At 73.7% G+C, this 18,863-nt stretch carries 14 protein-coding genes; 1 reads left to right on the top strand and 13 read right to left on the bottom strand.

The features are described from left to right. Position 1: 1 nt before the first annotated feature. The 9 genes from Cco03nite_RS13800 to Cco03nite_RS13760 all read right to left on the bottom strand — a co-directional run bounded on the left by Cco03nite_RS13800 (position 2) and on the right by Cco03nite_RS13760 (position 13,376). Positions 2-748: a GntR family transcriptional regulator gene (locus Cco03nite_RS13800; protein ID WP_203692455.1), complete on the bottom strand. Its 747-nt coding sequence runs from the start codon at positions 746-748 to the stop codon at positions 2-4. Positions 749-843: 95 nt separating this feature from the next. Beyond that, a complete protein-coding gene (gene trpA / locus Cco03nite_RS13795; protein WP_308440657.1) occupies positions 844-1,659 on the bottom strand; it encodes a tryptophan synthase subunit alpha in 816 nt (271 codons plus the stop codon). Further along, positions 1,656-2,813: a tryptophan synthase subunit beta gene (gene trpB, locus Cco03nite_RS13790; RefSeq protein WP_203692480.1), complete on the bottom strand. Its 1,158-nt coding sequence runs from the start codon at positions 2,811-2,813 to the stop codon at positions 1,656-1,658. Before trpB ends, trpA begins: the two co-directional genes overlap by 4 nt. Positions 2,814-2,962: 149 nt before the next feature. Further along, the gene (locus Cco03nite_RS13785; protein WP_203692454.1) at positions 2,963-6,244 is read right to left on the bottom strand and encodes an ATP-binding protein; all 3,282 of its coding nucleotides are present in this window, start codon (positions 6,242-6,244) and stop codon (positions 2,963-2,965) included. Further along, positions 6,241-6,900 carry a hypothetical protein gene (locus Cco03nite_RS13780; protein WP_203692453.1) on the bottom strand — a complete coding sequence of 220 codons (660 nt, stop codon included), beginning with the start codon at positions 6,898-6,900 and terminating at the stop codon, positions 6,241-6,243. Before Cco03nite_RS13780 ends, Cco03nite_RS13785 begins: the two co-directional genes overlap by 4 nt. Continuing rightward, positions 6,897-8,018 (bottom strand): DUF559 domain-containing protein, encoded by a 1,122-nt coding sequence (locus Cco03nite_RS13775; RefSeq protein ID WP_203692452.1) that lies wholly within the window; start codon positions 8,016-8,018, stop codon positions 6,897-6,899. The genes Cco03nite_RS13780 and Cco03nite_RS13775 overlap by 4 nt, the downstream gene beginning before the upstream one ends. Positions 8,019-8,174: 156 nt before the next feature. Beyond that, positions 8,175-11,825, bottom strand: coding sequence for a hypothetical protein (locus Cco03nite_RS13770; protein WP_203692451.1), 3,651 nt, complete (start codon positions 11,823-11,825; stop codon positions 8,175-8,177). A gap of 31 nt (positions 11,826-11,856) precedes the next feature. Then, entirely contained in the window at positions 11,857-12,555 is a 699-nt protein-coding gene (locus Cco03nite_RS13765) for a M23 family metallopeptidase (RefSeq protein ID WP_239167356.1), read from the bottom strand. A 149-nt stretch (positions 12,556-12,704) separates the two neighbouring features. After that, entirely contained in the window at positions 12,705-13,376 is a 672-nt protein-coding gene (locus Cco03nite_RS13760) for a hypothetical protein (RefSeq protein ID WP_203692450.1), read from the bottom strand. Between the two features lie 274 nt (positions 13,377-13,650). Here Cco03nite_RS13760 and Cco03nite_RS13755 point away from each other — a divergent pair, with 274 nt between their 5' ends. Further along, the gene (locus Cco03nite_RS13755) at positions 13,651-14,022 is read left to right on the top strand and encodes a TraR/DksA family transcriptional regulator (protein WP_203692449.1); all 372 of its coding nucleotides are present in this window, start codon (positions 13,651-13,653) and stop codon (positions 14,020-14,022) included. A 62-nt stretch (positions 14,023-14,084) separates the two neighbouring features. Here the strand turns inward: Cco03nite_RS13755 and Cco03nite_RS13750 are convergent, their stop codons facing one another. From Cco03nite_RS13750 to Cco03nite_RS13735, 4 genes are all read right to left on the bottom strand, one after another. Next, positions 14,085-15,590 carry a sugar ABC transporter ATP-binding protein gene (locus Cco03nite_RS13750; protein WP_203692448.1) on the bottom strand — a complete coding sequence of 502 codons (1,506 nt, stop codon included), beginning with the start codon at positions 15,588-15,590 and terminating at the stop codon, positions 14,085-14,087. After that, on the bottom strand, positions 15,590-16,603 hold the full coding sequence (locus Cco03nite_RS13745; protein WP_203692447.1) for an ABC transporter permease: 1,014 nt from the start codon (positions 16,601-16,603) through the stop codon (positions 15,590-15,592). Before Cco03nite_RS13745 ends, Cco03nite_RS13750 begins: the two co-directional genes overlap by 1 nt. Continuing rightward, positions 16,600-17,643, bottom strand: a complete 1,044-nt coding sequence (locus tag Cco03nite_RS13740; RefSeq protein WP_203692446.1) for an ABC transporter permease — start codon at positions 17,641-17,643, stop codon at positions 16,600-16,602. The genes Cco03nite_RS13745 and Cco03nite_RS13740 overlap by 4 nt, the downstream gene beginning before the upstream one ends. A 120-nt stretch (positions 17,644-17,763) precedes the next feature. Continuing rightward, a complete protein-coding gene (locus tag Cco03nite_RS13735) occupies positions 17,764-18,813 on the bottom strand; it encodes a sugar ABC transporter substrate-binding protein (protein ID WP_203692445.1) in 1,050 nt (349 codons plus the stop codon). Between the last annotated feature and the right edge of the window lie 50 nt (positions 18,814-18,863).

Genomic DNA, 18,863 nt, shown 5'->3' with positions numbered 1-18,863 from the left:
CTCAGCGCGGCGGCCCGCCCCACTGCACGGACACCTGGTGCACGGTGCGCTCGGCGCGGACCTGCATCAGCCCGCCCGCCAGCACGGCCCGGTCGACGACGCCGACCGCGCCGTCACGGGTGCGGGTGACCCGGTCGCTGACCAGCACCGGGCTGTCCGCGCTCTGGTGCAGCAGGGCCGCGCCCGCCTCGCCGAGCGTGGCGGCGGCGATGCGCTCGGACGCCGCGGCGATCTGCATGCCGGCGTCGGCGAGCGCGGCGTACAGGGCCGTGGCGGTGAAGTCGACGCCGCGCACCAGCTGCGCGTACGGCTGGTCCACCCAGGACACCTGGTGGATCGCGGGCACGCCGTCGAGCAGCCGGAGCCGCTCCAGCCGCAGCGCTTTCGCGGTGCCGTCGCGCTCGCCCCACAGTTGGGTGACCCAGGCGGGCATGGCGCGCAGCGAGCTGGAGACGACCTCGGTGGTGACCTGGTGTCCCTGGTCGCGCAGGTCGTCGACGAAGCTGCGCAGCGTGTCCAGCCGGTACGCGGGCCGCGCGGGCGCGACGAAGGTGCCCCGGCCCGCCTCGACCACGATCAGCCCGTCGTCGACCAGGGCCTGCAGGGCCTGCCGCGCCGTCGCCAGCGCCACGTCGTACCGGGCGCTCAGCTCCCGCTGCGCGGGCAGGGCGGTGCCCGGCGGGTACTCGCCGGAGCGGATGCGCTCGGTGAGGTCGGCGGCGATGACCCGGTAGCGGGGTCCGGCCATGCGGTGGCTCCTGTCGGTCGGCGGCGGGATCGCTCCAGTATCGCGATCCCGCCGCCCCCCGTCAGCCGCGCCACGGCCCCGCCGGAGTCCGGCAGTCAGCCCTGTGCGGCGTCCAAGGCGGCGCGCAGCTCGGCGACCTGCGCACCGACGTCGGCCGGGCCGGCCCCGTCCAGGACGCGCCGCATCAGCGCCGACGCGACCACGACACCGTCGGCGGCGTGTGCCCCGGCCACCGCGTGCTCCGGCGTGGAGACGCCGAAGCCGAGCAGCACCGGCAGGTCCGCGTGGGTCTTGAGCCGGGTCGCGAACTCGGCGGCCGACGCTGGTAGCTCGGTCCGCTCCCCGGTGGTGACCATGCCGGTCATCGCGTACACGAAACCGCGGCTGCGGGCCGCGATCTCCCGCAGCCGGGACGGCGTGCCGCTGGGCGCGGCGACCAGGGTCAGGTCCACCCCCGCGTCGGCGGCGGCCTGCTCCAGCTCGGACAGCTCCTCCAGGGGCAGGTCGGGCACGATCAGCCCGCGTACCCCGGCCTCGGCGAGCGCGGCGCAGAACCGCGCGTGCCCGTCCCGTGCCACCAGGTGGTAGTAGGTCATCACGACGAGCGGCACGTCCACCCGCACCCGGCGCAGGTCGGCGAGGATGCCGGGGACGGTCGCGCCTCGGTGCAGGGCCCGCTCGGAGGCCTCCTGCACGGTCGGGCCGTCGATCATCGGTTCGGAGAACGGCAGCCCGATCTCGATCGCGTCGGCCCCGGCCTGCTCGTACGCCGTCAGGAAGTCGGTCCAGTCGGCGCTGATGCCGGCGGTCACGTAGGGCACGAGCAGCTTGCGTCCGGCGTCGCGGCGCTCGCGCAGGCGCGGGCCGACGGCGACGCCGGCAGCAGTGGTCACGGTGTCGACGGTGCTCACGGGATCTCCATCAGGGTCGTGGTGTCCTTGTCGCCGCGGCCGGACAGGGTGATCAGCACGGTCGCGCCGCGCGGCAGCTCGCCGTCGCGGGCGGCGCGCAGCACCCAGGCGATCGCGTGCGCCGACTCCAGCGCGGGCAGGATGCCCTCGCTGCGGGCCAGCCGCCGCACCGCGTCGATCACCTCGGCGTCGGTGACGGTGACGTAGCGGGCCCGGCCGAGGTCGTGCAGGTGGGCATGCTCGGGGCCGATGCCCGGGTAGTCCAGCCCGGCGGCGACCGACTCGGCCTCCAGGATCTGCCCGTGCTCGTCCTGGATGGCGTACGAGCGGTGCCCGTGCATGACCGCGACCTTGCCGCCCGCGATCGCCGCGCCGCCCGCGGCCTCGACCCCGACGAGCTGCGCGGCGGTGCCCGCGAAACCGGCGAAGGTGCCCGCGGCGTTGGAGCCGCCGCCGACGCAGGCGACCACGTAGTCGGGGATCGCGGCAGGCAGCTCGGTGGCGCACTGGGCGCGGGCCTCCTCGCCGATGACCCGCTGGAACTCGCGCACCATCCACGGGTACGGGTGCGGGCCCATCACCGAGCCGAGGCAGTAGTAGGCCTCGTCGGCGCAGGTCACCCAGTGCCGCATGGCCTCGCTGGTGGCGTCCTTGAGGGTGCGGCTGCCGCTGGTGACCTCGACGACCTCCGCGCCGAGCAGCCGCATCCGGTGCACGTTGAGCGCCTGGCGGGCCATGTCCTTCTGCCCCATGAACACCGTCGCGCGCAGCCCGAGCAGCGCGGCGGCGGTGGCGGTGGCCACACCGTGCTGGCCGGCGCCGGTCTCGGCGATCACCCGCGTGCGGCCCATCCGGCGGGCCAGCAGCGCCTGACCGAGCACGTTATTGATCTTGTGGGAGCCGGTGTGGGCCAGGTCCTCCCGTTTGAGCAGGATGTCGACGCCCAGCTCAGCGGACAGGTTCCAGGCCGGGGTCAGCGGGGTGGGCCGCCCGGCGTACACGGTCAGCAGCCGGTCGAGGTCGCGGCGGAAGCCGGCATCGGCCCACGCCTCGCGGAACGCCTCCTCGACCTCGGCGCAGGCCGGCATGAGCGCTTCGGGCACGTAGCGCCCGCCGTAGTCGCCGAACCGGCCGGCGGCGCCCGGGTCGTGCATCAGCCCTGCGGCGGGCAGCAGCGCGGGCAGGCCCGCGGCGGTGATGGCACCCACAGTTCCCTCCAACTGTTCTAGAACTGTTGCCCATAGTGGCACAGCGAAGGGCCGCCCCGCCAGTCGGCAGGACGGCCCTCGGCGAGCGTTTTCCGTCAACGTCGGGCGCGCTCGACGACCTCCTCCGTCGTCAGCGGGCTCTTCGGGTGGTGGCTCAGGCACAGCGCGCCGCGCATCTTGCGGAACGCGAAGCCCTCCCCCGAGGCGTAGAACTCGCCGGTGCCCAGCCGCGAGATGTCGGGCACGTCCGCGCCCTTGGCCCGCGCCATCTCCCGCGCCGCCTCGATCTGCGCCGGGGCGTTGAGCAGCCCGAAGAACTGCGTCGCGGCGTTGCCGGAGATCCGGTTGTGCAGCCCCTTGGGCGCCTGCGTGGCGAAGACCAGGCCCAGGCCGTACTTGCGCGCCTGCGAGGCCAGTGCCAGCGTGCTCTGCGTACACGCGGTCAGCGGCCCGGACGGCGCGAAGGTCTGCGCCTCGTCCATCACCAGCAGCCCGCCCAGCGGCCGGTCCCCGGCCGGGTTCTTCTTGATCCAGGCGAACAGCGCCAGCTGCAGCTGGTTGACGAAGCTCTGCCGCTGCTGCTCCGACGGCAGCCCGACCAGGCTGATCACCGACACCCGGGCCCGTTTGCCCGGCGCGGGCGTCAGCAGCAGACCCGGGTCGGCCGGTGCGCCGCCGCCGCCGAACAGGGCGTCGGTCACCATCGCCGCGGTCAGGTTCTGCGACAGCTCGAACGCGATCTTCTCGGCGTCCTCCAGCTGGCTCACCCCGTCCGGCAGCGCGCTGAGCACCCCGACGAACGCCCGGATGCCCTCGCCGCCGCTGCGCGCGAAGTGCCGCAGCGCCTCGTTGAGCACCGCCTGCCCGCGCATCGCCTTCGCGGTGCCGCCGTCGACCTTCGCCCGCGGCGCGAGGCTGGCCACCGCGGCGTCGATGGCGGCCCCGAACTCGTCGGCGTCGTCGCGGATGGTCGCGAACTCCGGCAGCGGCTGGAAGCTCAGCGGCCGCCCCGCCTCCCGCCGCGGCGTCCACACCACCACGTCGGTGTGCGCCAGGTACTCCGCCGAGCGCGCCGCGTCGCCCGCCGCCCAGCCCGCGGGCCGCTCGGGCCAGGCGTCGCCGAGGCGGGCCAGGTCGTTGTTCGGGTCCAGCACGATCGTGGACACGCCCTGCAGCGCGCACTCCTCGACCAGCCGCCGGATCAGCACCGTCTTGCCGGACCCGCTGCCCGCGAAGATCGCCGTGTGCTTGCGCAGCGACTCCAGGTCCAGGCGCACCGGCTCGCCGTCGTCGTACCCGGCACCGAGCGTGATCGTGTGCGCCGGCGCCGGTTCCGGCGCCGCCGGTCGGTCGCCTGGTCCGCCGGCCAGGTTCGCACGCAGGCCGGCGGAACCGGCGCCGTCCACGTCGACGCCTGCCCGCGCCACCGCGGCCGGGTCGTCCGCCCGCGCCGCCGTCGCGCCTGGTTCCTTCGCCGCCGCGCCGTCGCCACCAGCGGACGGCGCGAGCGCCGCGTGGTCCCGACGCCGTTCGGCGGCCTCCTCGGCCGCGGCGATCTCGGCCACGATCTCGCCGAGCACGGTGCGCAGCAGCATCGTGCGCCCGGCCGGTCGGCGGTCGGCCAGCCAGGCGGCCAGGCCGGAGTCGCGTTCGGCGAGCAGCTGGCGCAGCGCGGCGAAGGTGCGCAGGTCGTCCTCGCCGATGCTCAGCCGGGTGCCGCCGTCGGCGGCGAACGCCTTCAGCACCTCCTGGGTCTTCGCGCCCTTGTTCCAGTCGGCGTTGCGCAGCAGGAACAGCTTGCGCTTGCCGATGCCCCGGCTCAGGCCCGCGCTGGTACGGGCCGCCTGCAGCCGCGACAGCGCCGCGATCGCGTTGGTGTGCGCGATCGCCCGGAACGACCAGTGCTGCTCGTCCTCGGTGGCCTCGTCGAGGCTGCGCCGCAGCCGGGCGTGCAGCGGCACCTTGCCGCCCTGCGGCGGGTCGACCCGGAAGGCCCGCCCGGCCTGGCCCAGCTCCTCGATCCACGCCGACAGCCCGGCGGCCAGCAGCTCCGGCATCTCGCCGTCCTCGGTGGGGCCCGCCAGCGCCGGGGCCACGTCCGCGCCCTCCCGCAGCTCGGCGAAGCGCCGGTCCAGCTTGTCGTCCGGCACCTCGGCGGGCACGAGCACCGCGACCGGGTCCTCGGACGCGGTGAAGCCGGCCAGCTCGCGCACCGAGCCCTCGCGCAGGCAGGCCTGCACGTGCTCGTTGATCCGGTTGATGAGCAGCCGCGGGGTGAACACGGTCGCCTCGGCGAACGCCGACTCCCGCACCGGCCAGGTCGCGTACGGCGGCACGAAGCCCATCTCGTCGAAGCGCACCGCGAACCGCTTGGCGACGATGTCGCGGGCGATGTCGGCGCTGGCGATGCCCTTCAGCGTCACCGGCTCACGGAACCGGTCGGCGACCGACTTGGTGGCCCGGGTGCGGATCAGCGTCCACGTCGAGGGCAGGCAGGCCAGCACGGTCAGCGTGCGCCGGGTCGTCTGCCGCAGCGCCATCAGGCCGTCCGCGATCTGGTTGATCAGCTGCGTCTGCTCGGCGCTCTCGGTGCCCGTCTCCTTGAGCGCGGTGCTGTTCCACAGCTGGGCCACCAGCGTGTCGATCTGGTCGATGGCGACAACCGTCGGGCCGGTCAGCGCCAGCAGCTGCGACAGCTCCTGCATGACCAGCTGCGGCGGCTTCTGCACCGGATGGATGCCCCACTCCTGCCGCTCCCCCGGCTCCATCTCCTGCATCGACTGCAGGTACGTGTAGCCGACGTCCTGCGCGGCCGGGTCACCGGCGGCCCCGAGCAGCGCCAGCGCCCGCGCGGTGTGGTGGCAGGCCATGCCGACGGGGCCGTCGAAGCGGCGCAGCGCGGCGGCGAACTCGTCGAGGTGGGCCCGGGTCAGTGGGGCGCGGCCGGTGACCGCCGCGGCCGCCTGCTCGGGCACGCCGGCCGCGGCGCACAGCCGGTCCAGGAACACCGACAGCTGGCTGCCCTGGCCCAGGTGGTCGCGCTGCAGCCCGTTGACCACGGCCAGGGTGGCGCTGGACCAGAACGCCGCGCCGTCGAGCAGCCCGACCAGGAAGAAGTAGCCGCCGCCGCGCTGGGTCTGCTCGCGTACCCAGCCGAGCAGGTGCGTCTTGCCCGAACCGGGCTGGCCCTGCATGGCGATGCCGATCGGGCTGCCGTCGGGGCTGCGCCGGGCGTCGTCCAGGCCGTGCAGGATGTGCCGCACCACGTCGTCGTGCAGCGCCTCGACGTGGAACGGCGAGCCGCGCCAGACGTCGTCGGGCACCGGGGCGACGTCGAAGCGCAGGTTCGCCAGCGCCCTGCGCTCGTCGGGGTTCATGCGGACTCGATCGACAGCAGGTGCTTGTCCTCACCGCCGATGTGGATCGCGGCGGCGCGGTCCTCGTCGGTGAGGGTCTTCTGGTTGTCCTCAGGCACCAGCACGATGGTGCGCGCCACGGCCATCTTCATCAGCGCCGCGTCGACGTCGGCAGCCGACTCCCCGGCCAGCTCGCGGCGCAGGTCGGTCAGGCTGACCCAGGCCTGCGGCGCGTCGGCGAGCTTGTCGTACGCCGTGCGCACCCGCTTCTCCAGCCCGCGCTTGACCACCGGCTTCACCTTGGCCACCGGCTGCGGGGCGGGCGGCGGGGTGCTGGCGGTGAACAGGTCGGGCAGGCTCAGGTCCGCCCGGCGCAGGTACCGGTCCACGGCGCCGAGCAGCGCATGCAGCGCCGGGTAGGCCGGGCCGGTGCCCTTGACGTACTCCGCCTCCAGCTCCCGCTTGCACTGCGCCCAGCCCTCGTCGGTCAGCTCGTGCACCAGCGCGCCCTTGGTCCCCTTGCGCTTGGTGGCGAGCTTGTTCTCGACCAGGGCACGGCTGTCCGCGCCGGTGATCGAGACGCCGTAGCGCGCCAGCAGCTCGCTGTTGGACACCTCGCGGGCCTCCGACATGAGCAGCAGCAGGCACGCCTTCTCCGAGGGCTTGAGCTTGATCATCTTTTCTCCTTGTGCGCGTCGGTGCGTCGGGATCGGAGGTACTGCTCCAGGTGTGCCAGCACCTGGCCGGGTTCGGTGAGGACCTGGTGGTTGGTGAAGCGCAGCACGGCGTAGCCGTCGAGCTGCAGCAGCACGTCGCGGCGGCGGTCGTGGGCGAACTTGCGGGGGCCGCGGTGCTCGTCGCCGTCGATCTCCACGGCACAGCGCTCGTCCGGCCAGAGCAGGTCGATGACGTAGTGCGGGCGTGCCGCGTACCGGCGGTTCCAGATGCGGCCGGCGGCCCAGGCCGCCTCGACCAGCGCCGACTCCAGCGCGGTCTCCGCGGCGCTGTCGGCCCGCGGGCGGCCCTCGACCGGCGGATACGTCAGCGTCGCCGGGGGCGGCCCGGCCACGGGCAGGTCGTCCGCCGTCGCGACCAGCTCGGCGACGTGCTCGGGCAGGCGCACCGGGTGCACCGTGACGCGGGCCGCGTGGGGCAGGTCGGCTCCCGCCAGCCACACCGCGAAGCCGCCGTGCGCGGCCAGCCACTCCCCGGCGGCGGCCAACGCGAGCTGCTGCGGCCCGGTCAGCCCGGCGGGCACGTCGACCAGCAGCGCCGCGCTCGCCCGCCGGTAGCTCTGCGCGGCCACGCGGGCGAGCCCCGCGGCCCGCACCTCGGGCGCGAAGCGACCCGCGATCGGCCGCCGCCCAGGCTGCCGGCCTGCCGCGGCGGCTGTGGGCCCGACCGATCGTGGCGGGTCCGGAGCGGATGCGGCCAGGCCCGCCGGGTGCGCGCCGGCCCTCTCGCGCAGCGCCTGCTCGGCCAGATCCGCCAGGAACGGTCCGAAGTGGCGGGTCCTGGACGCCTGCTCGATCGCCAGGGCCCGGACCGCCGGCACGCCACCGCCGCCCGGCCCTTCGAGGTGCTCGGCGGCGGGCAGCCAGGCCGGGAACAGCCGCGTCGCGGCCATCTCCAGCTCGTCCAGCGCGCACGCCACCACCTCGGCGGCCGACGCCGATGTGGGCGGGCGGAAGGTCAGCATCGCGGGCGCGTCGTCGGGCAGCGGGCTCAGCGCCAGCTCGATCACCTCAGTGGACGCGCCCCGCAGGCGGGCGACCCGGCCTGCCGGTGATTGCATCCAATGTGGCGTCATGTCCAGAAGTCTCCCCAGCTGCGACTCCTGGTGATTCTGTCGCTGCACTGGGTAGACGGCAACCGGACATTCGGCCCGAGACAACGCTGTCGGTCCGGGAAGACTGCCGGTTCGTCCTATCCCGAACCGGCCGGCCCGGGTTCATTCCTCGAAGAGGTGGACGGCACTGGGCCGGGGTTCGTCCGGCAGGTGGCGCAGCGTGGCGGTCACCTCGGCAAGCAGTTCGAGCTGCTCCGGCACCTGGATAGAGACCCATTCCGGGGCCAGCCCGGCGACGACCGTCAGCAGGCCGTACGCCACGGGCACCCACTGCTCGTACACCCGGCCGGCTTGCTCGGCTCGGTAGGAGGCCGCGCGGTAGCCGGAACCGTCGGGAAAGGCCAGCTCCAGCCACAGCCCTTCGGCGAAGCGGGCCGCCGCCGAGCCGGCGGGGGCGTCGTGGGCCAGGTGCACTCGCAGCCGGTACGGCGACACGGGAAAGTACTGCCCGCTGCCGAAGACACCCAGGTGATACCGGTCGACCTTGGCGGAGCGGGCGATCGGGTCGCGGTCGTGCGCGTCGAGCAGATACCCCTCTTCGGGGCAGAACGGCGTCACCGCCTGGTACTCCAGCACCCGGGTGAACACGTCGATCTCCACATCCAAGGTGACCGGGCCGTCCGGTGTGGTGACCGTGACCCGCTGCGACAGGTACCGGGTGCCCTTGCCGAAGAAGCCGTACTGGAATCGCACCAGCGGGAACGGCTCGCCGACCGTGGCCGCGGCGACGGGGTGCTCGGCGGCGCGCCGGGGCACGGGCCGGTAGGAGCCGGTCGCGTCCTCGCGCGCGGGCAGCCGCCGCGCCAGCTCCTCGGCCCGCGCGCGCAGCTCCGGCAGCCGGGGCGCGAACTGCTGCCGCCGGGTCTCGTAGAGGTCGTCGGGCCGCCGTTCGGCGCGCTGCCACCGTTCTCCGGTGTGCCGGCGGATGTCCTCGTACTCGGCGGTGGTGGCCAGTTCGGCGCCCATGGCCCGGGCCACCCGCCGGCCGATCTCCTCGCTGACGTAGAGGTAGCGGTCGTCGTCGTGGGTGCTGTCCGGCTTGGACGACCGGAACCAGCGCCGGTGCGCGTGGCTGAGGGCGACGTGCGTGGGCCAGTCGACGATGGTGTACCACTTGGCGTCGTCGTCGGATGCCACGTACACGCGGATGCGCTCGGCGGACAGCCGCGCCGCCTTCGCCACCCAGCCTCGGCCCGAGGCCTTCACGCTGACCAGCTGGTATCCGCGCTCGGTGAGTTGCCGGTAGACCCGCTCGGCGGTGAACGGCTCGGTGTCGAACACCAGCGCGATCTCCTCGCCGAACCACACCCGGGCGACGTACCGGTAGCCGGTGAGCTGCTCCACCCGCTCGCCGAGCCGGGTACCCGGCGGCTGGTGCAGGGCCGCTGGCCGGGGCTGGGACGGCACCTCGCCGGGGGCCGGCTGTTCCAGGCAGAGCAGCCGACGTCCGGTGGTGAGCAGGTAGAGCCGGTGGTCGGCGGCGGTCATCGCACGTACGCCGAACCCCTCGTCGCCGAACGCCTCCGGATAGCGGTCGGGGCGGGTGCCGCCGTCGCCGAGCAGGTCCTCCAGCCGCACCTCCCAGCACAGCGCCCCGTCGTCGGCCACGGCCCGGACGGCGGTCCCGGCGGCGTGGTAGGTCAGCGCACCGGCGCGGCACTCGGCCTGCACCACGAGCCCGTCGTGCGAGCGCAGCGGCGGCGCGGGAGCGGGGCCGGGCAGCGGACGGCCGGACAGCTCGGCACCGGTGATCACATCGAGCTGGACCGGCACCCCGTTCGACTCGACGTGCACCGTGCGGGCGGCGTATCCGGTGAAGCGGCCGTTGCCGCGGCGGCGGTCACGGCCGCTGTCCGGGTCGTAGGAGTGGTAGCCGGTCTGCCTGTCCCGCCAGACGATCAGCCCGTGCCCGTTGACGGCGATGCCCGGCGGCGCCTCGGCGGGGTTGCCGTGTTCGGTGTGCGCGACCTGCCAGCGCAGCACCGGTGCGCCGCTGATCGGCGTGAGGTCGGGGTCGCCGGCCGGCCCGCGTACGGTCTCGCCGAGTGGCCACCGGCAGGTGCCGGCGGCCCTCGCCGGCCAGGCGGCGTCGAGCCAGTCGGCGGGCAGGCCGTGCCGCGCGCCGAGCAGCCGCAGCGCCCGCAGCCCCTCGGCCAGGTCCGGCTCGGCCGCGAACGCGCCCTCCCACGGGTTGCCCAGCATCCGCCCGTTGACCTCGCGCAGCGCGGCGGCGGCCCGGCTCGCGGCGCGGCTGCACAGCACGGCCGCATAGGAGAGCAGGTCGCCGTCGTCGGACTGCGGATGCACGCGGCAGGCCGACTCGACCTGGTCCGGTCCCGCGGGTTCGGGCAGCGCCGCCGCGACGTCCCGGGCGATCCTGCCCAGGTGGGTGCGGTAGGGGTCGGCCTTGTCCGCGGCCGTGGTCAGCACGTCGGACAGGTAGCGGGCCAGCTGCTCGGCCGACGCTGTGTACAGCCGGCCGAGCAGGTCGGCGGACGGCGGCGCGGTCGGCTGCCGCGGGGCGAACCCGCCGCACGCGCCGAGGATGCGGTGACCTCCCGACGGAGGCGCCGCCGGGCCGCCCAGGGCGGCCAGCAGCCCGGCACGGTCGTGGTGGAGGTGGCGCGTGGCCACGGCCAGCACGGTGTCGTCGTCGACGCCGGGGAAGAGGTAGCCCAGTGCCACGCCGCCCGCCCACTGCGCGTCCACCAGCAGCCGTACCGTCGTGAGCAGCCCGGCGTCGGTCTCCGCGGCGGCGGCATGCCCGGCGGCCGCGGCGGCTCGGCACCGTGCCAGCGCCAGGTGCGCCCACTGCAGCGCGGGCCGGCTGTCGGTGGGCCGGCCGCGCCGGGTGACCGGCGGTTCCGGCGCGGGCGGGGCGGTGCCCTCCACCGCGGTCCCGGCGGCCGGATCGACCAGGGCGCACAGCTCCTGCATCCGGCCCCAGAGCGTGTCGGCACGCGCGACGAGGTCCGCGCAGCGGCCTGCCCGGTGCCGCGGGGCGAGCGCGGCGACCACCTGCGCCAGCGCCTGCTCCCAGACCGGCTCGGCGGCGGGCGCCGGACCGGCGGGCCGGGTGTCCGTCCGCGGCGGCCCGGCGTCGACGGCGAGCACGGGCGGCTGCCCTCCCTGGCGCAGCGCGCGGATCACGGCCAGTGGCCAGGCCCTGGCGTTGGTGAGCCGCCGGTGCAGGCCGGGGTCGCATCCGGCGGCCGAGTACAGCTCGGCCGTGACCCGCTCCCAGCTGAGGCCGGTGGTGTACCGGTCGAGGACTTTTTCCTGCAGCGCCTTCGCGGCGGGCTCCAACCGGTGCCGCAGGGCGAGCCGCCGCTGCGGGACGGTCCAGCCGGCCGCGTCCGCGTGTTCGCGGAGCCTGCACGCCGACGCGGCCAGCCGCAGCGCGTACTCGCGCAGGCGCAGCAGGGCGATCGTCTCCCTGCCGGGCGGTCCCGCGGCCCGCAGGATGATCGGTTCGGCAGGGCCTGTGCCCGTGTACCAGGCGCGCAGCGCGGCGGCGGCCGCGGACAGCGGATGGTCCGGCGTGGACGCCGCACCGAGGCGGAGCCGGTCGGCGCGTTCGGCGGCCGGGTGGAGTTCGGCGACGGTGTGCCGCAGCCAGCGGTCGAACTGCGCGGGCTCGAGTTCCAGCAGCAGGTTCGCCAGGTCGTCGGCGGCGGGTTCGGGCGCGCCGGGGTAGGTCGTGCCCGCCCGTTCGGCGATCAGCCGGTCGACGTCTTCCCACTCCCCCGCCATCCGACGGAGTGTAGCGATCTCGCGTACGGCGTCAGGTGCCGTAGACCTCTTCGAGTTCGAGTTCGAAGTCGACACCGTGCTTCTTGAACCAGGTCAGCGGGTCGTGCGCGACACCGTCGACGTGGATCTCCAGGTGCAGGTGGGTGCCGTACGAGTAACCGGTGTTGCCGGCCATGCCGATCACGTCGCCGGCCTGGACCCGGTCGCCTGGCTTGACCAGCACGCGGCTGGAGTGCCCGTACAGCGTCTGCAGGCCGTGCCCGTGGTCGATGACGATCGAGTTGCCGTAGCCGCCGTTCCAGCCGGCCTGCGCCACGACGCCGCCGCGCACCGCCATGTACGGCGTGCCCTCGGCGATCCCGGCCAGGTCCAGCCCGCGGTGCGGCCGCCCCCAGCGCATGCCGTAGCGGGAGCTCAGCGTGTAGTCGTGCAGCGGCAGCACCCACGCGTCGGGGGCGTCCTGGCTGATGGAGGTGCTGAGCTGGCGGTCGCCGCGGTTGGGGCGGGTGGCGGTGTCGCCCCGGGCCGCGTCGGCGAACGCCGTCATGTGCTCGCCGGAGGCCTCCGTCTTCGCGTCGGGCACGACGGCCGCGGCTCCGAAGGCGACGATGCCCGCGCCCGCGGCGGCGGTGGCCAGCACGGTGGCGTACCTGCTCCGCGACGGGATGACCGCGCGGCGCCGCCCGCAGTAGCGGTCGGCCTCCCTGACCAGCTCTGGCCGATAGCGCACGACCACACCCTTCGGTCACGTCGGGCGCCGGTCCGTCCGGAGCCCCATTCAGGCGAGTCGCCCTCGCCAGGGATGGCACTGCAGGACAACGTAACCAAATCGGGCACTAGACACAAGTCAGAAGACATGCCAAAAATGCTTTCTAATGCCTAAAACTGCTCACGTTCATGTTCGGCCCACCGGTACTTCAAGCCCTTCGTCAGGAAGGCCCGCGGGTTCGCGTCGACGTACCGCGCCCAGGCCGGGCTGCGCTCGCCGCGCAGGTGGGCGTACACCGCCAGCGCGTAGCCGAAGGTGCGCTCGCTCAGGTAGCCCAGCGAGGTGGTACGCCAGCCGCCCCCGCCGGCGGCGTACTGAAACGCGGCGTTGGCGTTGAAGATGCCCAGGCCGAAGTAGACGGTCAGCAGGTCGGTCAGCTGCTCCTCGTCGGCGCGGGTGCCGATGCGGCCCTCGCCGATCAGCCGCTCGTGGCCGAGTTCGTGTGCGATGGTGGCGACCAGCGCCATCGGATCGGCGGCCTGCCCCGAGTCGACGGAGACGACCCCGCGCCCGCCGCGGCGCACGTACTCCCCGGCCGCCCCGGCGGAGCGTTGCGTGTACCCCGGCAGGCTCGCCAGCAGCGCCTGCTCCCCCGGATCGGCCACCACGAACTCGAAGTCGACCCGGGCCGGGTCGACGTCCATGTGCGCGCACAGCATGGCGAACACCCGGCGCACATCCACCTCGCTGCCCGTGTACGCCCCGGGAAAGAACTCGTCAGTGGGCAGTATCACGCGGCCGCGCAGCCGGTTCTCGCCGAACTCGTCGGCGAGCCAGCCCATGGACCGCTCCACCCACCGGGCCGCATCGGGATCGATCGGGCATTTCGGCTTGCCCCACATGGCGTGAGCCCCCTGTCCTCGTCGCGGCGGGCAGGATAACGCGCCCGCGCCACCCCTCCGGTTCGGCGTTCAGCGAACGCTCAGACATCCGACGCACGATGGCCGCGCTTCACCCGAAACCGCAGCGCCCCGTTTCCGTTGTCTCGCTTAGCAACGGAGGTTTGGCCCGCGGCGACATCGGGCAGCAACGATGCATCTAGACAGTGGAGGCATGATGACAACGCTGGAAGGCACGCTCGACAAGGCACAGCTCGGCGTGCTGCTGAAGGCACGTTACGAGGAGGCGGCCGAGCAGCTGCGGGTGCAGAGCGAGTCGGTCCGGCAGCTGCGCCGCTCCGGCGACCAGGGCCCCGGCGACGTCGCCGACGCGGGCACGATGGTCTCCGACACCGAGCAGCAGGACCTGCTCACGGCGGCGCTCGACGACCACATGCGCAAGCTGTCCGACGCGCTGGCCCGGTTCGAGCGCGGCTCGCTGGGCACCTGCGACGGCTGCGGGCAGCAGATCCCGCCCGCGCGCATGGAGATCATGCCCTGGTCGACCCACTGCGTGAAGTGCCAGGCGGCCGCCGAGCGCCGGCACTGAGCGTCCCCTGACGCGAAGGCCCGTCCCCGCCGGCGGCGGTGGGGACGGGCCTTCGTCCTTGCTCAGGCCGGCACGGGCGCGGCGTGGATGAGGCGGATGACGCGCTGGCTCACCGCGTCGTAGTCGCGGTCGTTGGCCAGCTCGCCGCGCACGGCGGCGTCGCCCATCACCGCGATCCGGTCGGCCAGCGTGACGATCTCCGGCAGGTCCGACGAGATGAGCAGGATGGCCATGCCCTGTCCGGCCAGCCGTGCGATCAGCTCGTGGAACGCGGCCTTGGTGCGCACGTCGATGCCGACCGTCGGCTCGTCCACGATGAGGATGTCGCAGCTCGCGGCGAGCCACTTGGCGAGGCTGACCTTCTGCTGGTTGCCGCCGGACAGCTGCCCGGCGAGCTGGGCCGGCGAGGCGGCCCGGATGCCGAGCAGCCTGGTGTACTCGGCGACCACGTCGCGTTCGGCCCGGTCGGGGATCAGGCCGAAGCGGGCCAGCCTGCGCCAGACGGTCACCCCGACGTTGCGGGTGATCGGCTGCTCCAGGAACAGGCCCTCGCCCTTGCGGTCCTCGGGCACGTAGCCGATGCGGTGACGGCGCAGCGCCTGCCCGACGTCGCGGATGCGCACCGGTGCGCCGTGCACTCTGACCTCGCCGCCGGTGATCTCGTCCAGCCCGAGCAGCGCCTTGGCCAGCTCGGTGCGGCCCGCGCCGACCAGGCCGTACAGGCCGAGGATCTCGCCGCGGGCGACGGTGAGCGAGACGTCGCGGTGGCCGTGGCGGGTGCTCAGCCCGGCCAGCTCCAGCGCGGGGGTCGCGGTGCGGTCCACGGTGCGGGCGGTGAGCTCGACCGAGGCGTACGCCCGGCCGACCATCAGGTCCACGATCTCGTCGCGGGTGTACCCGGCCAGCGGCTGGGCTTCGGCGACACTGCGCCCGTCGCGCAGCACGGTGACCGTGTCGGCGACCGCGAACACCTCTTCGAGCTTGTGGCTGACCAGCACCACGGCGTGGCCGGTGGCGGTCAGCTTGCGCACGATGGCGTAGAGCCGGTCGGCCTCGTCGCCGGTCAGCGACGCGGTCGGCTCGTCGAGCAGCAGCACCCGGGTGTCCACCGACAGCGCCTTGGCGATCTCGACGAGCTGCGCCTGCGCCACCGACAGTTCGGCGACCCGGGTGTCCGGGTCGAGGTCCAGGTCGAGCAGGCCGAGGCAGCGGCGGGCCTCGGCCCGCATCCGGTTGCGGTCGACCATGCCGAGCCGGTTCGGCAGGTGCTGCAGGGCGATGTTCTCGGCGATGGAGAACTCGGGCACCAGGTTGCGTTCCTGGTGCACCACGCCGATGCCCGCGTGCAGCGCTTCGAGCGGGCCGCCGAAGTGCACGTCGCGGCCGTCGAGCACGACCCGGCCGGCGTCGGGGCGGTACACCCCGGTCAGGATCTTCACCAGGGTGCTCTTGCCCGCGCCGTTCTCGCCGAGCAGCGCGTGCACGCTGCCCGCGGCGAGCCGCAGCGTCGCGCCGTCCAGGGCGCGTACGCCCGGGAAGGATTTGGTCAGGCCTTCGGCCAGCAGCATCACGACGACCTCCGGGACAGCTTGGCCCGGATCGCGCCGGACAGCACCACGCCGAGCACGACCGCGCCGACGATGAGGTCGACCCAGCGCCGGTTGATGGCGAACTGGGCCTGCGCCACGTCGACCAGGCGCACGATGAACGCGGCCAGGCTGGTGCCCAGCACGCTGACCACGCCGCCGGCCAGGGCGACGCCGCCGATGATCGGCGCGGCGAAGCTGGGCAGCAGCAGGTCGTCGCCGATGGTGGCGTTGACCGAGCCGGACTGGGCCAGGGTGAGCACCGCGGCGACCCCGGCGAGCAGCCCCGACAGCGCGTGCGCGAGCACGATGGACCGGTCGTTGGACACCCCGGACAGCCGGGCGGCGAACGGGCTGCCGCCGCTGGCCAGCAGGTGCCGGCCGGGCACGGTGCGGGCGAAGAAGAACCACACCATGGCCGCGACCGCGCAGGCGATGAGGAACACGACAGGAAGCCCGAGCAGCGAGGCCTGCCCGAGTTCTTCGAGCCCGGCGGAGTAGTCCTGGTAGGTGCCGGGGCCGTTGACCCCGTACCGGAGCCCGTCGATGATCGTCATGGTGGCCAGGGTGACGATGAACGCGTTGATCCTGGTGAACACGACCAGCAGCCCGTTGCCCAGGCCGACGGCCGCGCCGAGCAGCAGCGCGGCGAGCACCGCCAGCGGGGCGGGCAGCCCGGCCTCCAGCATGGCCCAGGCGGCGACCATGGCGCAGAAGCCGGTGAGCACGCCGACGGACAGGTTCATCTGGCCGATGGCCAGCACCACCATCTGCGCCAACCCGATGATCATTGGTACGGCGAGGAAGCGGAAGAACGCGGCGAGGGTGCCCGCGGACAGCATGTTGCCGTCGGTGGTCAGGGTCAGCGCGACGAAGCCGATGACGGCGAGCGTCGCCAGGGTGAACTCGGAGGTGCGCACGGTGCGCCGCAGCCGGCTCGGGGGCGCGGCGGGCGCCGTCGCGGCCCTGGTCGTCTTCTCGACGGTGCTGGTCACGCCGGCACCCCCCGCCGCTCGGCGAGCACGTGGCGGAGCCGGTCCAGGGACAGGGCGGCCAGCAGCACCAGGCCGATGTAGAGCTTCAGCTCGTCGACCTGGAACTGCAGCAGGTTCAGGCCCTTGTAGATGACCTGGGTGATGGCGGTGCCGAGCACCGTGCCGAGCACGCTGACCGCGCCGCCGACCAGCAGCGTGCCGCCGAGCACCGGGGCGAGGAAGGACGGCAGCAGGAAGCCGTCGCCGACCCCGGCGGAGAACGAGCCGTTGTTGGCCGACAGCAGGAACCCGGCGAGCCCGGCGAGCAGCCCCGACAGGGCGTGGGCCTGGACGACCCGCCAGCGGACCGGGATGCCGGACAGCTCGGCGGCCTTGGCGTTTGCCCCGGTCATCAGCACCTCGCGGCCGACCCGCGACCACCGGAACAGCAGGCCGACGCCGAGCACCGCGATCAGCGCGATCGGGGCGAGCAGCGGGATCTCCGGCCCGCACACGTCCCCGGCACAGTAGTCGGCGAAGGTGTCGGTGCGCAGCGCTGACATGCCCGCGGGCAGCCCGTTGAAGGCCACGCCGTCGGTGAAGGTGGCGTACAGCAGCGAGACCAGGCCGATCAGCGCGAAGTCCAGGGCCAGCGTGACGACGAACGAGTTGACGCCGGTGCGCGAGATGACGAGCCCGGCCAGCGCGCCGAGCAGCGCGCCCACGGCCAGGCCGCCGGCCAGCGCCACCAGCAGCGGCGCGTCGAGCCGGTCGTGCAGCAGGCCCGAGGCGAACGCGCTCATCGCGGCCATCCGGCCGACGGCCATGTTCATGTGGCCCAGGGAGAGCACGGCGAGCTGGGACAGCCCGACGACGGCGTACACGCTGATGTCGGCCTGCATGGGCACCAGCGTCAGCTGGGTGTTGAGGAAGGCGGGCCGCAGCGTGGTGAACAGCGCGATCAGCGCGATCAGCAGCACGACGAGCCCGATCCGGGGGTTGGCCCACAGCGGCAGGCGCGCGGGCGGCCGCTGCTCGGGGGTGGTTTCCTCTTGCTTCACTGCACTCTCCGGGTGGTGGGACGCGTCGCGGGCGGTGACGGACGCGCCCCGGCCGCGTGGGGGTGAGGCCGGGGCGCGTCCGTCACCAGCCGGGGCCCGCTCGCCCCGGCCGTCAGCGGATTACTTGGCGCAGGTGAGGTACTTGCTGTCGAAGTCGGACTTGAGGGAGTCGGTCTTGGCGGCGCGGTCGTTGTCGTAGGTCGCGACGTTGGCCGTGGTGACCACGAAGGAACCGGAGTCGATGATGACACCGGGGGTGGCCATGGTGCAGCCCTCGGACAGCTTCACCAGCGCGTACGAGCCGACGTACGCCTGGCCGACCGGGTTCTGCAGCACGGTCGCGGCGACCTCGCCGGCCTTGATGCCCGCGATGATGGTCGGGTCGTCGTCGATGGCGATCACCTTGATCGGCAGCTTGGCCTGCTTCACGCCGCCCGCCGCGGCCACGGCCGGGTTGTAGGCGGTGGTGACGATCGCGTTGACCTGGCTGCCCTTGGCGGCGAGCAGGTCGGCGACGGCCTTCTGCGCGGTCTGCAGGTCCTTGTCGATGTCCGTGATGGTGTCGAGCAGCTTGACCTTGCCGCCGGTCTCGTCGACGGCCTTCTGCACGCCCGCGATGCGCCGCTGGGTGTTGGAGTCGACCTTGTTGCCGGTCAGGTGGACGAGGTTGCCCGCGCCGCCCATGGCGTCCACTGCCGCCCTGGCCGCCTTGTACGCCGCCTCCTGCACGTCGGTGGACAGGCAGAAGTCGGCGAGGTTCTTGTCCCCGGCCGGGCAGGACGCCAGCGAGCCGACGTGGAAGCCCTGCTTCTTGAGGTTCTCGAAGGTGGAGTTGATGCTCTCCGGCGCGACGCCGAAGATGCCGAACGCGTTGTAGCCCTGCGCGGCCAGCGAGGTGAGCACGTCGTTCTGCTTGGTCTGGTCCCAGCCGGCGGTCTCGTTGAACGTCACGTCACCGAACGCGAAGTCGGTCTTGGCCTTGCCGCCCGCGTCCTTCCACGGCTGGAAGTACGGGTGCGCGCCACCGGGAACCAGCGCCACCTTCACCTGGGCGGCGGTCAGCGCGGTCGCGCCGCCGTCGGGGGTTTCTTCCTTCTTGGTGCAGGCCGCCGCCGCGATCACCAAAGCGAGCACGCCGACGGTGGAGCCCAGTCGAACAAGCGGCCTCATGCCGAGTTCCTTCCCTAGTCAGGCACTTCGAGTCGTCGAAATCCTATAGG

This window comes from Catellatospora coxensis (assembly GCF_016862635.1).
GTDB classification, from domain to species: Bacteria; Actinomycetota; Actinomycetes; order Mycobacteriales; family Micromonosporaceae; genus Catellatospora; species Catellatospora coxensis.
Note: the sequence above shows the minus strand (reverse complement) of the source record. Positions and strands in the feature narration are given on the sequence as shown.